Annotated in this window: 13 protein-coding genes and 1 pseudogene; 9 read left to right on the top strand and 5 right to left on the bottom strand. The window is 73.8% G+C overall.

Annotation, left to right across the window (positions count from 1 at the left end; genetic code table 11):
* Positions 1 to 64: 64 nt before the first annotated feature.
* On the top strand, positions 65 to 1,351 hold the full coding sequence (locus ANAE109_RS08130; protein WP_011985909.1) for an MFS transporter: 1,287 nt from the start codon (positions 65 to 67) through the stop codon (positions 1,349 to 1,351).
* Between the two features lie 9 nt (positions 1,352 to 1,360).
* On the opposite strand, the gene ANAE109_RS08135 is transcribed toward ANAE109_RS08130, so the two are convergent.
* The gene (locus ANAE109_RS08135) at positions 1,361 to 2,431 is read right to left on the bottom strand and encodes an AraC family transcriptional regulator (RefSeq protein WP_011985910.1); all 1,071 of its coding nucleotides are present in this window, start codon (positions 2,429 to 2,431) and stop codon (positions 1,361 to 1,363) included.
* Positions 2,432 to 2,578: 147 nt separating this feature from the next.
* Here ANAE109_RS08135 and ANAE109_RS08140 point away from each other — a divergent pair, with 147 nt between their 5' ends.
* From ANAE109_RS08140 to ANAE109_RS08165, 6 genes and pseudogenes are all read left to right on the top strand, one after another.
* Positions 2,579 to 3,439 carry a class I SAM-dependent methyltransferase gene (locus ANAE109_RS08140; RefSeq protein WP_011985911.1) on the top strand — a complete coding sequence of 287 codons (861 nt, stop codon included), beginning with the start codon at positions 2,579 to 2,581 and terminating at the stop codon, positions 3,437 to 3,439.
* A gap of 223 nt (positions 3,440 to 3,662) precedes the next feature.
* Positions 3,663 to 5,261, top strand: coding sequence for a multicopper oxidase family protein (locus ANAE109_RS08145; protein WP_011985912.1), 1,599 nt, complete (start codon positions 3,663 to 3,665; stop codon positions 5,259 to 5,261).
* Positions 5,262 to 5,416: 155 nt separating this feature from the next.
* Entirely contained in the window at positions 5,417 to 5,854 is a 438-nt protein-coding gene (locus tag ANAE109_RS24045) for a response regulator (protein WP_049768545.1), read from the top strand.
* A gap of 67 nt (positions 5,855 to 5,921) precedes the next feature.
* Positions 5,922 to 6,401 (top strand): annotated as a pseudogene (locus ANAE109_RS25745) (FxsA family protein).
* A 188-nt stretch (positions 6,402 to 6,589) separates the two neighbouring features.
* Complete coding sequence (locus ANAE109_RS08160) at positions 6,590 to 8,008, top strand: FAD-binding oxidoreductase (protein WP_011985916.1); 1,419 nt, start codon at positions 6,590 to 6,592, stop codon at positions 8,006 to 8,008.
* 179 nt (positions 8,009 to 8,187) lie between these two features.
* Positions 8,188 to 8,754 carry a hemerythrin domain-containing protein gene (locus ANAE109_RS08165; RefSeq protein ID WP_011985917.1) on the top strand — a complete coding sequence of 189 codons (567 nt, stop codon included), beginning with the start codon at positions 8,188 to 8,190 and terminating at the stop codon, positions 8,752 to 8,754.
* Between the two features lie 12 nt (positions 8,755 to 8,766).
* Here ANAE109_RS08165 and ANAE109_RS08170 read toward each other — a convergent pair whose 3' ends face one another.
* The gene (locus ANAE109_RS08170; protein ID WP_011985918.1) at positions 8,767 to 9,201 is read right to left on the bottom strand and encodes a hypothetical protein; all 435 of its coding nucleotides are present in this window, start codon (positions 9,199 to 9,201) and stop codon (positions 8,767 to 8,769) included.
* 192 nt (positions 9,202 to 9,393) lie between these two features.
* Between ANAE109_RS08170 and ANAE109_RS08175 the strand changes: the two genes are divergently transcribed.
* Entirely contained in the window at positions 9,394 to 10,014 is a 621-nt protein-coding gene (locus ANAE109_RS08175; RefSeq protein ID WP_011985919.1) for a cyclopropane-fatty-acyl-phospholipid synthase family protein, read from the top strand.
* On the opposite strand, the gene ANAE109_RS24590 is transcribed toward ANAE109_RS08175, so the two are convergent.
* The gene (locus ANAE109_RS24590) at positions 10,011 to 10,310 is read right to left on the bottom strand and encodes a hypothetical protein (RefSeq protein ID WP_041448202.1); all 300 of its coding nucleotides are present in this window, start codon (positions 10,308 to 10,310) and stop codon (positions 10,011 to 10,013) included. The genes ANAE109_RS08175 and ANAE109_RS24590 overlap by 4 nt on opposite strands.
* 144 nt (positions 10,311 to 10,454) lie before the next feature.
* On the opposite strand from ANAE109_RS24590, the gene ANAE109_RS08185 reads away from it, so the two are divergent.
* On the top strand, positions 10,455 to 10,868 hold the full coding sequence (locus tag ANAE109_RS08185) for a four helix bundle protein (protein ID WP_011985920.1): 414 nt from the start codon (positions 10,455 to 10,457) through the stop codon (positions 10,866 to 10,868).
* Between the two features lie 50 nt (positions 10,869 to 10,918).
* Here the strand turns inward: ANAE109_RS08185 and ANAE109_RS08190 are convergent, their stop codons facing one another.
* Both ANAE109_RS08190 and ANAE109_RS08195 read right to left on the bottom strand, forming a co-directional pair.
* Positions 10,919 to 11,347 (bottom strand): four helix bundle protein, encoded by a 429-nt coding sequence (locus tag ANAE109_RS08190; protein ID WP_011985921.1) that lies wholly within the window; start codon positions 11,345 to 11,347, stop codon positions 10,919 to 10,921.
* A gap of 426 nt (positions 11,348 to 11,773) precedes the next feature.
* Positions 11,774 to 12,496, bottom strand: a complete 723-nt coding sequence (locus ANAE109_RS08195; RefSeq protein ID WP_011985922.1) for a YebC/PmpR family DNA-binding transcriptional regulator — start codon at positions 12,494 to 12,496, stop codon at positions 11,774 to 11,776.
* Between the last annotated feature and the right edge of the window lie 4 nt (positions 12,497 to 12,500).

Genomic DNA, 12,500 nt, shown 5'->3' on the forward strand with positions numbered 1-12,500 from the left:
CACGCGGCGCGCGGCGGTGCCGGCCCTTGTGGCCGGCGAGGGGCCGTGACACCGTCGCGCGACGATGGAGCTCTCGCCTGGGAGCGCGCCTCGGGCGCTCGACTCCGCGGCGCTCGCCCGCATGCGCCGCCTGCGCTGGACCTCGTTCGTCCTCGTCTCGGCGGCCTACGTCCTGTCGTTCTTCCACCGCATCGCGCCCGCCGCGATCGCGGGCGAGCTGCGGGCGGCCTTCGCCGCGAGCGGCGCCGAGCTCGGGGCGCTCGCGGCGACGTACTTCTCCGTCTACACGCTCATGCAGGTCCCCACCGGCGTGCTCGTGGACGGCCTCGGCCCGCGCCGGGTGGTCGCGCTGGGCGGCCTCGTGGCGGGCGCGGGCTCGATCGCCTTCGGCCTCGCCGGCACGCTCGGCGTCGCGTCGGTGGGGCGCGGGCTCGTCGGGCTCGGCGTGTCCGTCGCGTTCATCGCCCTCCTGAAGCTCGTCGCCGCCTGGTTCCGCGAGCGCGAGTTCGCCACGCTCTCCGGGCTCGTGATGTTCATGGGGAACCTGGGGGCCGTGATGTCCGCGGCGCCGCTCGCGTGGCTCGTGACCCTGACGTCCTGGCGGAACGTCTTCGTCGCCATCGGGCTGTCGTCCGTCGCGGGGGCGGCGCTCACCTGGCTCCTCGTACGGGATCGTCCGGGCGAGGCCGGGCTGCCGTCGATGCGCGAGCTCGAGGGGAGGGCCGAACACCCCGTTCACGCGGGGCGATGGTACGAGGGTCTCGCGGTGGTGGCGCGGAACCGCGCCACGTGGCCCGGCTTCTTCGTCAACATGGGCCTCGGAGGGAGCTTCCTCGCCTTCGCGGGTCTCTGGGCCGTGCCGTACCTGACCGAGCTCCACGGCATGACCCGCTCGCGCGCCACGGCGCACACGACCGTCATGCTGGTCGCCTTCGCCCTCAGCTCCCTCGCGGCCGGAAAGCTGTCCGACGCGCTCGGGCGCCGCCGCGCGCCGATGCTGATCTTCGGCGCCGTCTACGTGCTCTCCTGGGCGCCCCTCGTCGCCGGTCGGGCGCTGCCCCCGTGGGGGAGCCTCGCGCTCTTCGCCCTGGTCGGCGCCGCCGCCACCGGGTTCACGCTGAGCTGGGCGAGCGTGAAGGAGGTGAACCCGCCCGCGCTCGCCGGGACCGCCATGGCGGTGGTGAACACCGGTGTCTTCCTCGGGCCGACCATCTACCAGCCCCTCGTCGGCTGGGTGGTGGACCGGGCGGGGTTCCGCGCCGGCGCCGGGATCCTCGCCGCCTTCGCGGCGATGGGCCTCGCGGCGGCGTTCCTCGTCCGCGAGACCCGCGGCCGCGGCCTCGCGGGCTGATCGCGACACTCACCCGGTGGTGGCCGCGGCACCGGGGACCGGCTTCGCGGAACGGCTCCGCCGCCACGCGGCCGGAGGTACGCCGACGGCCTTCTTGAACGCGCGGCTGAACGCCGCGTCGGAGGCGTACCCGACCTCGGCGGCGACCTGCGAGACCCCGGCGGAGTCCCCGAGGAGCAGCCCGGCCGCGAGCTGCATCCTCCATCCGGCGAGGTACTGCATCGGCGGCCGCCCGACGAGCTGCGTGAAGCGCTCCGCGAGCGCGGATCGCGAGAGCGCCACCTTGCGGGCGAGCTCGTCCAGCGTCCACGGGTGAGCGGGCCGGCCGTGGAGCAGCGCCAGGGCCCGCCCCACGAACTCGTCGCGGAGCCCGGCGAGCCAGCCGGTGTTCCCGGCCGGCAGCGCGGCGAGGTAGCTCCGCACCACCTCGACGAACATCAGCTCCGAGAGGCGGGCCAGCACGCTCTCGCCCCCGGGCCGCCGCTCGCGCGTCTCGCGGAGCGCGGCTTCCATGAAGGTCTCGAGCGCCGAGCCCCTCGCGTCGGCGAGGCGGGCGTGGAGCACTCGGGGGAGGGTCGCGAGCAGCGGATTGAACGGTCTCGCGTCGCAGCCGAGGAAGCCGCAGAGGATCTCCGCGCGATCCGCGCCGCCGCCGCCCAGCGGGATGTGCACCGGCGGCGGCCCGTCGAGGAGGCTCGCGTACGTCGCGAGGTCGGGCGGCGCGCGCAGGCCGGGCTCGCTCGAGAGGACATGCGCGTCGCCCTGCGGGAAGACGATCACGTCGCCGGCGTCGAGCCGGGCGGGCCGCTCCCCGACGATTCCTCCCCAGCAGCCGCCTCGCGTCACCGCGTGATACTCGATGACGTGCTGCGCGCGCGGCATGAAGATGCCCGCGACCGCGCGCGACGGCGGCGCCTCCGCCACCCACGGCGAAGAACCCTCGATGTGGAAGAAGACCGCGCCCGACAGCCGGACGCTCTGGAGCACGTCGGAGAGCGGATCGGCGCGCAGGGACGCCTCGGAGGGGGCGCCGGCGGTCAGGCCCGGGAGAGGAGTGTGAGTGGACGCCGGAGCAGGCATGGCGGCAGGGCGGTCATGGCCAGCCCCGTCCCGGATCTCTAGCTCCTGGTGGTGACGGCGCCACTGCGATCCCGACCACTTCGGCGGGGCGGCGGTGCCGACCAGGGCGGCGACCGCGGTGTTCGGCGCCGCAGGAGGAAACGAGCGATGACTCCCTTCCAGCAGGTCTCCGTCGTCCCTTCCGCCCAGGGGCCCATCCCGGCTTTCCCCGATCTCGAGGGGGCGAAGCAGCGGCAGCGCTCCGCCTGGAGCGCGGGCGACTACGCCGTCATCGGCACGAGGCTCCAGATCGTGGGCGAGACGCTCTGCGAGGCGGTGGACCTGCGCGCGGGCGAGCGCGTGCTGGACGTCGCCGCCGGCAACGGGAACGCCGCGCTCGCGGCGGCGCGCCGGTTCTGCGAGGTCACGGCCCTCGACTACGTCCCGGCCCTGCTGGAGCGGGCGGGGGGCCGCGCCGCGGCGAACGGGCTCGAGGTGTCCCTGCTCGAGGGCGACGCGGAGCGCATTCCGCTTCCGGACGCGAGCTTCGACGTGGTGCTCTCCACCTTCGGGGTCATGTTCACGCCCGACCAGGAGGGCGCCGCGCGCGAGCTCGCGCGCGTGTGCCGGCCGGGGGGGCGCATCGGCCTCGCGAGCTGGACGCCGGAGGGGTTCATCGGCCAGCTCTTCAAGACGCTCGGGGCGTCCCTCCCGCCGCCGCCGGGCCTCCGCTCCGCGGCGCTGTGGGGAACGGAGGCGCGGCTGCGCGAGCTGTTCGACGGCTCGGTCGCGGAGCTCCGGACCGAGCGGCGCCACTTCGTGTTCCGCTTCGCCTCGCCGGCGCACTGGCTCGAGGTGTTCCGCACGTACTACGGGCCGGTGCAGAAGGCGTTCGCGGCGCTCGCCCCGGACCGGCAGGCGGCGCTCGGCACGGAGATCCTCGCGCTCCTCGAGCGGTTCGACCGCGGCGACGGCCGCGGGCTGGTCGTGCCCGGCGAGTACCTCGAGGCCGTGCTGACCACTCGCTGAACTTCCGGTCCACCCTGCGCGGCGACGGCGCCGAGCCGCCGCCGCGCCGCGCTCGCCCGCGGCCGTCCTCACCCGGGGTGACACGCTCGCCCTGAGCGACCGCGCGCAGGCCCTGGGGGGCGAGCCCCAACCCGCACCCGCGACGCGGGCAGCGCTCGACCTTAGCCTCGCAGCACTGCCGGGATCGGCGGCGGCGCACGGCGGGCGTCGCGGGGAGGGTACCGTGAAGCGGAAGATCGGTCGGCGGGCGTTCCTGTCGCGCGCATCCCTCGGGATCGCCGCGGCGGCCACGGGCGGCAGCGCGCTGGCGCAGATGGGCGGCGGTGGGATGGGCGGCGGGGGAATGGGCGGCGGGGGAATGGGCGGCGGGGTGGTCGATCCGCCGGTCGGCTCCGCGCTCGCGGATCCTCCCGTCGCGGCGAACGCCTCCACGACCGCGGGCGTCGTGGACGTGACCATCGAGGCGCGCCTGGCGGAGATCGACCTGAACGGCACGCGGGCGACGCTGCTCACGTACGACGGGAGCTTCATCGCGCCGACGATCCGCGCGCGGAGCGGCGACGAGGTCAGGCTTCACTTCCGCAACGGGCTTCCGCCCACGGGCGACACGAACCTCCTCGGACACGAGAAGTACGTCACCAACGTGCACGTCCACGGCTGGCACGTCTCGCCGGGCGACGTGAACGGCTACCCCGCGGACGACGTCCACCTGACGCTGTCTCCCGCCCAGAGCCAGGAGTACAGGTACGATCTGGCCATGCAGCGCCCGGGGTCGATCGGGCTGTATCACCCGCACGTGCACGGCTCGGTGGCCGAGCAGTACTGGGGCGGCCTCGTCGGCGCGCTGGACGTGCAGGACGACGCGCGCGAGGGCTCGGGGATGGCGTCGATCACGGCGCTCGCCGGCGTCGACACGCACCTCGTGGTGCTGAAGGACATCACGATCGTCGGCGGCGCGCCTGCTCCGTACGAGTCGCTACGGGACTACATGCACGGCAAGGAGGGGCAGCTCGTCACCGTCAACGGGCAGGTGAACCCGTTCCTCTCGATGCGGCCGGGCGAGGTGAAGCGGCTGCGCATCATCAACGCGTCGAACGCCCGCTTCTACCGGCTGTCGCTGCAGGGCCACGCGCTGCACGTGGTCGGAACCGACGGCGGCCTCCTGGACCGGCCCTACGCCGTCACGGAGATGCTGCTCTCGCCGGGTGAGCGGCTGGACGTGCTCGTGAAGGCGAGCTCCTCGAAGGGGAGCTACAAGCTGCTCGCGCTCCCGTACGCCCGGATGGGGAACATGGCGTCGGCCCAGGTGACGCTCATGACGGTGAAGGTCTCGGGCTCGCGCGCGAGCGGCGCGATCCCGGCCATCGTGAACGGAACCGCGGCCAGGCTGGACGAGACCGCGATGGAGCCGAAGCGCGTGCGCTTCGTGCTCAGCATGGGTCAGGGTCGCGGCTACGTGAACGGGCGGACCTTCGTGAGCCCCGAGGACGCTTACGTGCACATGTCGGACGTGGGGACCGACGAGCTCTGGGAGATCGTGAACGACAGCGGGATGGACCACCCCTGGCACCAGCACGTGAACGACGGCCAGGTCGTCGCCGCCTCCGGCGGCGACGCGGCCTTCGCCGCGTACGCGAGCTTCCTGACGCTCGCGCCCGCCTGGAAGGACACCATCATCATCCCCAAGGGAGGGAGCGTCACGATGCGCCTCCCGATCCGCGATCACACCGGCATGACGATGTGCCACTGCCACATCCTCGAGCACGAGGACATCGGCATGATGGCGATGTGGCACATCATGGGGGAGGGGATGCCGATGTGACGGCGGCGCCCTTCGGTCCCGGCGGTGCTGGGAACGAGGTCGCGTCACGGCCGCCGAGTCAGGGCGCCGGCGAAAGGGGGCATGGCTCGGTCGCTCGACCGCCGCCCTTGCGCCGCGCGCCCCGCGGCCCCACGGTTCGGCGGAGGGAGCCGACCGTGATCGAGGAAGTACAGCCGGGGACCCGGCCGGGGTCCGCGGAGGAGACGAACGTCCAGGACGAGCGCCGGCTCGACCCGCGCGCCAGCGTGCTCGTCGTGGAGGACGAGCACGAGCTCAGGGAGCTCATCGCGCGCTGGCTGGAGACGCGGAGCTATCGCGTGGTCGAGGCGGCCGACGGTCACGACGCAGTCGAGCTGCTCCAGGCGGGGCTCGAGCCGGACGTGATCCTGCTCGACCTCACCATGCCGCGGATGGACGGCCGAGCGTTCCTCGACTGGCTCCGCTCCCAGCCCGAGCATCGCCACCGACCCGTCATCGTCGCGAGCGCCTACCTCGAGGACGAGCCACCGCTCGACGCCGAGCGGACCTTCTCGAAGCCGTTCCGCCCCGATCTCCTCGAGCGCGAGCTCGCGCGGCTCGTGGCCGGAGATTGACGGCGTTCGACGGCCGATGCGGGCCGATCGCCGGGCGCCCGAGGCGCCGGCGGCGTATCCTTCGCCGGTGGGAAAGCTCTTCCTCCTCTTCACCGTCGTCCCGCTGGCGGACCTCTGGCTGCTCCTGCGGATCGGCGGCGCGATCGGCTTCTGGCAGACCGTCGCGCTCATCGTCCTCACCGGCGCCGCCGGCGCGTGGCTCGCGCGCGCGGAAGGAACCCGCGTCCTCCGCGCCTGGCAGGCGGCGCTCTCCGCGGGCCGGCCACCGGAGTAGGGGGTGCTCTCGGGCGTCCTGTTGCTCGCCGGGGCAGCTCTCCTCGTGGCGCCTGGCGTGATCACCGACGTCGTCGGGCTGGCGCTGCTCTTCCCACCGACGCGCCGCCTCGCCGCCGCGGGGGTGCGTCGCTGGCTCGAGCGCCAGGCGAGGACGGGGCGGGTGCGGGTGTTCACGGTCGGAGGAGCGAGGCCGGGGAGCGCCTCGACCTCGCCCGACGGCGAGATCGACGTGACGCCGCGCCGTCCGCCGCGATCGGGCGCCGCCGGGTAGGGGATCCTGCGCGGGGCTACGCCGCGGCGCGGGCGATCTCTCGCCCGACGCCCAGCGGCCGCTTACGACCCAACGAGCCCGCGCGCGGGCGTGTTGGCGGGAACGCACGCCGATATGCGTCTGCCCTGCACGCGCCCCGCCGGTGGCTCTTCCCTCCGACGTGGGCCTGCGCGCGGACGGAGGCTGAAATGGCGAACGTGATGCCGAGGAACCAGGACCGGGCGCTGACGCCGGAGCTGCTCGCGCCTCTCCGCGAGCAGCTCCGCGGGGCGCTTTGCCTGCCTGGAGAATCCGGGTACGAGCAGGCGCGCACCCTCTGGAACGCGATGATCGATCGCCACCCTGCCGCGGTGGTGCGCGCCGCGGGTGCGGCCGACGTGATGCGCGCCGTGGCGTTCGCGCGGGAGCACGACGTGCTGCTCTCGGTTCGCGGCGGCGGGCACAACATCGCCGGGAACGCGGTGTGCGAGGGCGGGCTCACGATCGACCTCACCCCGATGAAGTCGGTGCGCGTGGATCCCGGCCGCCGCACGGCGCGCGTCGAGCCGGGGGTCACGCTGGGCGAGCTCGACCGCGAGACGCAGGCGTTCGGCCTGGTCACGCCGGTCGGCGTCAACTCGACGACGGGGGTGGCCGGGCTCACGCTCGGCGGCGGCTTCGGCTGGACGAGCCGCAAGCTCGGGCTCACCGTCGACAACCTGATCTCCGCGGACGTGGTCACCGCCGACGGAAGGCTCCTGCACGCGAGCGAGGACGAGAACGCGGACCTGTTCTGGGCCATCCGCGGCGGCGGCGGGAACTTCGGCGTGGTGACCTCCTTCGAGTTCCGCCTGCACCCCCTCGGCCCGACCGTGCTGGCCGGTCTCGTGATCCACCCGTTCGCCCGGGCGAGGGAGCTCCTCGGCGAGTGGCGGCGCATCGTCGCCGCCGCCCCCGACGAGCTCACCGCCTGGGTGGTGCTGCGCAAGGCGCCCCCGCTGCCGTTCCTTCCCGCCGAGGTCCACGGCACCGAGATCCTGGTGCTCGCCATGTGCTGGACGGGAAACGTGGAGGACGGCCAGAAGGCGCTCGCCCCCCTCCGCGCGCTCGGCAAGCCGCACGCCGATGTCGTCGGACCCGTCCCGTTCGTCGCCTGGCAGTCGGCGCTCGACCCGCTCCTCACCCCGGGGGCGCGGAACTACTGGAAGTCGCACGAGCTCGCCGAGGTCGGCGACGGGGCGCTCGACGTCCTGGTGGATCATGCCGGACGTCTGCCCACCCCCGAGTGCGAGGTCTTCCTCGGCGCCCTCGGCGGCGCGGTGAGCCGCGTACCGGCGGACGCCACCGCCTACCCGCACCGCGACGTCCCGTACTTCGTCAACGTCCACACGCGCTGGAGGGATCCGGCCGAGGACAGCGTGTGCGTCGGGTGGGCGCGCGCGCTGTTCGACGCGCTCGCGCCCCACGCCACGGGCGGCGTGTACGTGAACTTCATGCCGGAGGACGAGGCGCAGCGCGTCCGCCCGGGCGCGTATGGCGCGAACTACGACCGCCTCGCGAGGATCAAGGCGAAGTACGACCCGGACAACCTCTTCCACCTGAACCAGAACATCCGCCCCGCGGGATAGTGGCGACGCACCGATGCGTGGTGGCCGCGTCACCGAAACCTCGGTGCGCGCGCGCCTCTCTCTCGCGAACGGCCTGGAAATCGGGGCTCTCAGGCTGGCAGGCCGTTCGCAGTGGAGAGGGGCGACGAGCGCGGCCGTCGCCGCGCCGACGCCGCCCAGGCGGACGAGGAGACGAGAGCATGCTCACCCGCATCGGAGGGACAGCGGCCCCCGGAGACGCCGTCGACCTGCTGCTCGAGTGTCACGTGCGGATCCGCTCCTTCCTCGCTCTCGCCCGCCGCATCGCCGAGGCCGGGGAGGCGGACGAGGGCGGCGTGGCGGAGGCGGCCGAGCGCGTGCGCCGCTACTTCACCCAGGCGCTGCCGCTGCACGCGCGCGACGAGGAGGACTCGATCCTGCCGCGCCTGCGCGGGCGCGAGCCGGCCGTGGACGCCGCGCTCGACGAGATGACGCGCGAGCACGCCGACCACGAAGCCCCGCTCGCCGTGCTCGTCGGAGCGTGCGAGGAGCTCTCGCGCGCGCCGCGGTGCCTCGCGGCCCTCGCGCCGGTGGTCGCGCGCGCGACCGGCGAGCTCGAGCAGCACTTCGCCGCGCACCTCGAGCGGGAGGAGCAGGTCATCTTCCCGGCCATGCGCCGGCTCTTCGACCGCGCGACGGACGAGGCCCTGGTCCGCGAGATCCGGGCCCGCCGCGGGGTGGTTCCGCCGCCGGAGCCCCTCGCGAGCCCCGGCGCGGGCGGCCCCTGAAGCAGAGGGAGGTCAGGCGGAGGCGCCCGGCGTCGCCGGCAGCGCAGCCTTGCGCCGGCGGGCGCCGTCGCGCGCGTACACGAGGGCCGGGGCGACCAGCAGGAACAGGGGTACGAGCGGCCAGAGCCGGCCGTGCCAGAGCGCCCAGTCCGAGAGCAGCAGCTCCCACGACCTGCCGCCGGCGCGCCCGAGCCCGAGCTCGAGCGCGACGGTGAGCGCGGCCCAGAGCGCGCCGGTGCGCCAGGCCTGTCGACGCGAGGCGAGCGCCCACCAGCGCGTCAGCGAGAGGATCGCTGCCGCGAACACTCCGAGGAGGATCACCGTCGAGAGCTGATGGGCGGCGCCGTCCCCGAGCTCATCCGCGTAGGCGAGCTGGCGGAGGGTTCCGTTCCCGATCGCGAGGGCGAGCAGGAGGAGCCAGGCGGCGAGTGCGCGTGGGATCGACATGGTTGGTGCTCCGACGAACGCGCCGCAAACGGCGCGCAGTCGCCCATCTACACGAGCGCGGGTTCCGAGGCGCGCGCAGGATTGTCGCATGCGACGGGAGTGGTCCGCAGGCGGGAGCCTGCGCTCCCGAGGACGTGCGAGAAGTGGGGCGCGAGCACATGTTGTCGCGCGGCAGGTGACGAGGAGGCGCACATGCGGAGCAGCCCGGCCGGACCCTTCGCTTTCGGACGAGCCTCCTCGGGCGGATGGGGGGCCGCGCGCGCGCTGGCGCTGCTGGCGCTGCTCGCCGCCTCGGCGCCGAGCCGGGTCCCCGCCGCCGCGAGCGACCCGCTCCGCGCGCCGGCCCGAACCCTGGACGTGCCCTACGAGCCGACCGCGCCAGAGGTCGTCGACGCCATGCTGCGGCTCGCCGGCGTGAGCCCCGGGGACGTGGTGTACGACCTCGGCTGCGGCGACGGCCGGATCGTCATCGCCGCGGCGAAGCTCGGGGCGCGGGCGGTGGGCGTGGATCTCGATCCCGAGCGCGTCCGCGAGGCGCGGGCCAACGCGCGCGCGGCCGGCGTGGAGAGCCGGGTGGAGATCCGTGAGGGCGACCTGTTCGAGGCCGATCTCCGGCCTGCGTCGGTGGTGATGCTGTACCTGTGGCCGGAGGTGAACCTGCGCCTGCGGCCGAAGCTCCTGGCGGAGCTCCGCCCCGGCACGCGCGTGGTCTCGCACGCGCACGACATGGGCGATTGGGAGCCGCGGCGGACCGCCGTCGTCGGGGGAGCCCGGATCTTGCTGTGGACGATCCCGGGGCGGAAGGCGCGCTAGGTAGCTGGCGGTGCATGCGCCGTGGCTCGTGGGGGGTCGTGGGCGGGGTCGCGGTCGCGGTCGCGGTCGTGGTTGGGGTCGGGGGTCGCGGGCGGGGTCGGGTCGCGGGCGGGGTCGCGGTCGCGGTCGGGGTCGGGGTCGGGGTCGTGGTCGGGGTCGTGGTCGTCGTCGCGGTCGCGCTCGCGGTCGCGCTCACGGTCGCGGGCGGGGTCGGGGTCGCGGTCGCGGTCGTCGTCGCGGTCGCGGTCGCGGTCGTCGCGCTCGCGGTCACTATTCGTGAACCGCGCTCTCGTCACCAGGCAGGCTCGTGCCACCGGTGGGTGGCACTGCGCCTGCGGCTCTCGGGTCCACGCGCCGTTCGGGGGGACGGCCTTCGTCCGGGGGCTCACAGTCGTTGGTCATGGGGCGGCTCCTTCTCCGGGGGTGAAAGGAGCCGCCCCATGGCCAACAACCTCGCTTCCCTTGCAGACGTAGCTCGCTCCACCGTTCCCTCTCCCTCAACGTCCCGCATCCCTTCTCCCGCGCGCGTCCTCCCTCACCACAAGCTCCACGCGTTCGCCGTCGCGCGTGACCTGCTCCTCGCCGTCGTCGGCTCGCCCATCCGCGACGCGAAGCTCCGTGACGAGGCCGTCCGCTCGGCCAAGTCCGCCTGCCTCAACACGGCGGAGGGCGCCGGGCGAGTGACGAGGGGCGACAAAGCCCGCGCGTTCGCCATCGCCCGCGCCGAGACCGTCGAGGCCGCGGCGGCGGTCGAGATCGCGGCGCTGTGCGGGGACACCTCCGCCGCCCACGCGGAGGAGGTGGCTCGGATCGCGGACCGCCTCGTGGCGATGCTGACGGGGCTGGTGCGCTAGACCGGAGCGGCGCGGTGACCTCGCTCGGGTCACCGCGCCTCGTGCTGCGTTCAGCGCGTGGGGGCCCTGCGGAGCAGCCCTCGCAGCATGGCCCGGAGCCGGTCGGCGAGGGCGAGGATCTCGGCTGCGTCGGTCTCCTGGACCGCCCCGATGGCGGCTGCGAGGTCCACCGCCGCGACGACCTCGTGGAGCGAGCCGTCGGAGGCGAGGAAGTACTTGCGCCGCATGGCGACGCGGTCGTCGGGGAGTCCCTCGCTGAGGTTCAGGAACGCGCTCTTGGCCGCGCGGGTGGCCTGATCGCGGAGCTCCGCGTCGGAGAGCTGGGCGCGGTGAACGCGCACCGCGAGCTCTCGGGCGCAGCGGTAGACGTCGAGGGTCTGGAAGGGGAAGGGTGACGGAGAGGGAGAGGGGGAGGGAGTGAGGGTGGGGGAAGAGGAAACGGAACCGGGCTTCAACTGGACGAGAACGGTGTTTGGCATCGCGCCTCCTTCACCCCGGACAGGAGGCGCGATGCCAAACGCCCAAGCTCGAACCCGTCCTCCATTCACGAGGACCACGCGCTGCAGCCGCCGTGACGGGCAAAGCCCGGCGCGGCGGCTGATTGAGCGGGGTTCACGTCCTCGCGTTCGCCCCTCGACTCCGCGCCGTCCTTCGCCAGGCTCAGGACAGCGCTACGCTCGGGACGAGCGGAAATTCCTAACGGTCGCGGTCGGGGTCGCGGTCGGGGTCGCGGTCGGGGTCGCGGTCGGGGTCGCGGTCGGGGTCGCGGTCGGGGTCGCGGTCGGGGTCGCGGTCGGGGTCGGGGTCGCGGTCGGGGTCGGGGTCGCGGTCGGGGTCGCCCCTCGACTCCGCGCCGACGAGCGGGACTTTCTGATGGTCGCGGTCGCGGTCGCGGGTCGCCCCCGCTACGCCAGGTTGTGGAACACTCGCTGGACGTCCTCGTCCTGCTCCAGCGCGTCCACCATCTCGAGCACCTCCTTCGCCTGCTCTTCGGGGAGCTCGACGGGGGTCTGCGCCACGAATTCCAGCTCCGCCGAGAGGAGGGGGAGCTTCCGCTCCTCGATGGCCCCCTGCAGCTGCCCGAAGCTCTCGAACGCGCTGCGGATGACGAGCTGCTTCTCCCCCTTCTCGCCGGTCCCCTCGCCCATCTCCTCGAGGCCGTGGTCGATGAGATCGAGCTCGATCGTGTCGAGGTCGAGCCCCTCGGGCGCGAGCCGGAAGACGCCCATCTTGCGGAACTGGAACGCCACGCTGCCCGACGTGCCGAGGTTGCCGCCGTGGTTCTTGAAGTGCATCCGGACGTTCGCCACGGTCCGGACCACGTTGTCGGTGGCGGTCTCGACCATCACCGCGATGCCGTGGGGCCCGTAACCCTCGTAGAGGACGACCTCGTACGCCTGCTGGTCCTGGCCGCTGGCGCGCTTGATGGCGGCCTCGACCTTGTCCTTGGGCATGTTGGCGCCGCGGGCGTTCTGCAGCGCGCGCCGGAGCGCCGGGTTGTTGTCCGGGTTCGGTCCGCCCGACTTCACCGCGATGGCGATGTCCTTGCTGATCCGGGTGAACACCTTCGCCATCCGGTTCCAGCGGGCGAACATCGTGGCCTTGCGCGTCTCGAAGATGCGTCCCATGCGT

It is taken from the genome of Anaeromyxobacter sp. Fw109-5 (assembly GCF_000017505.1).
In the GTDB taxonomy this organism is placed as follows: Bacteria; Myxococcota; Myxococcia; order Myxococcales; family Anaeromyxobacteraceae; genus Anaeromyxobacter.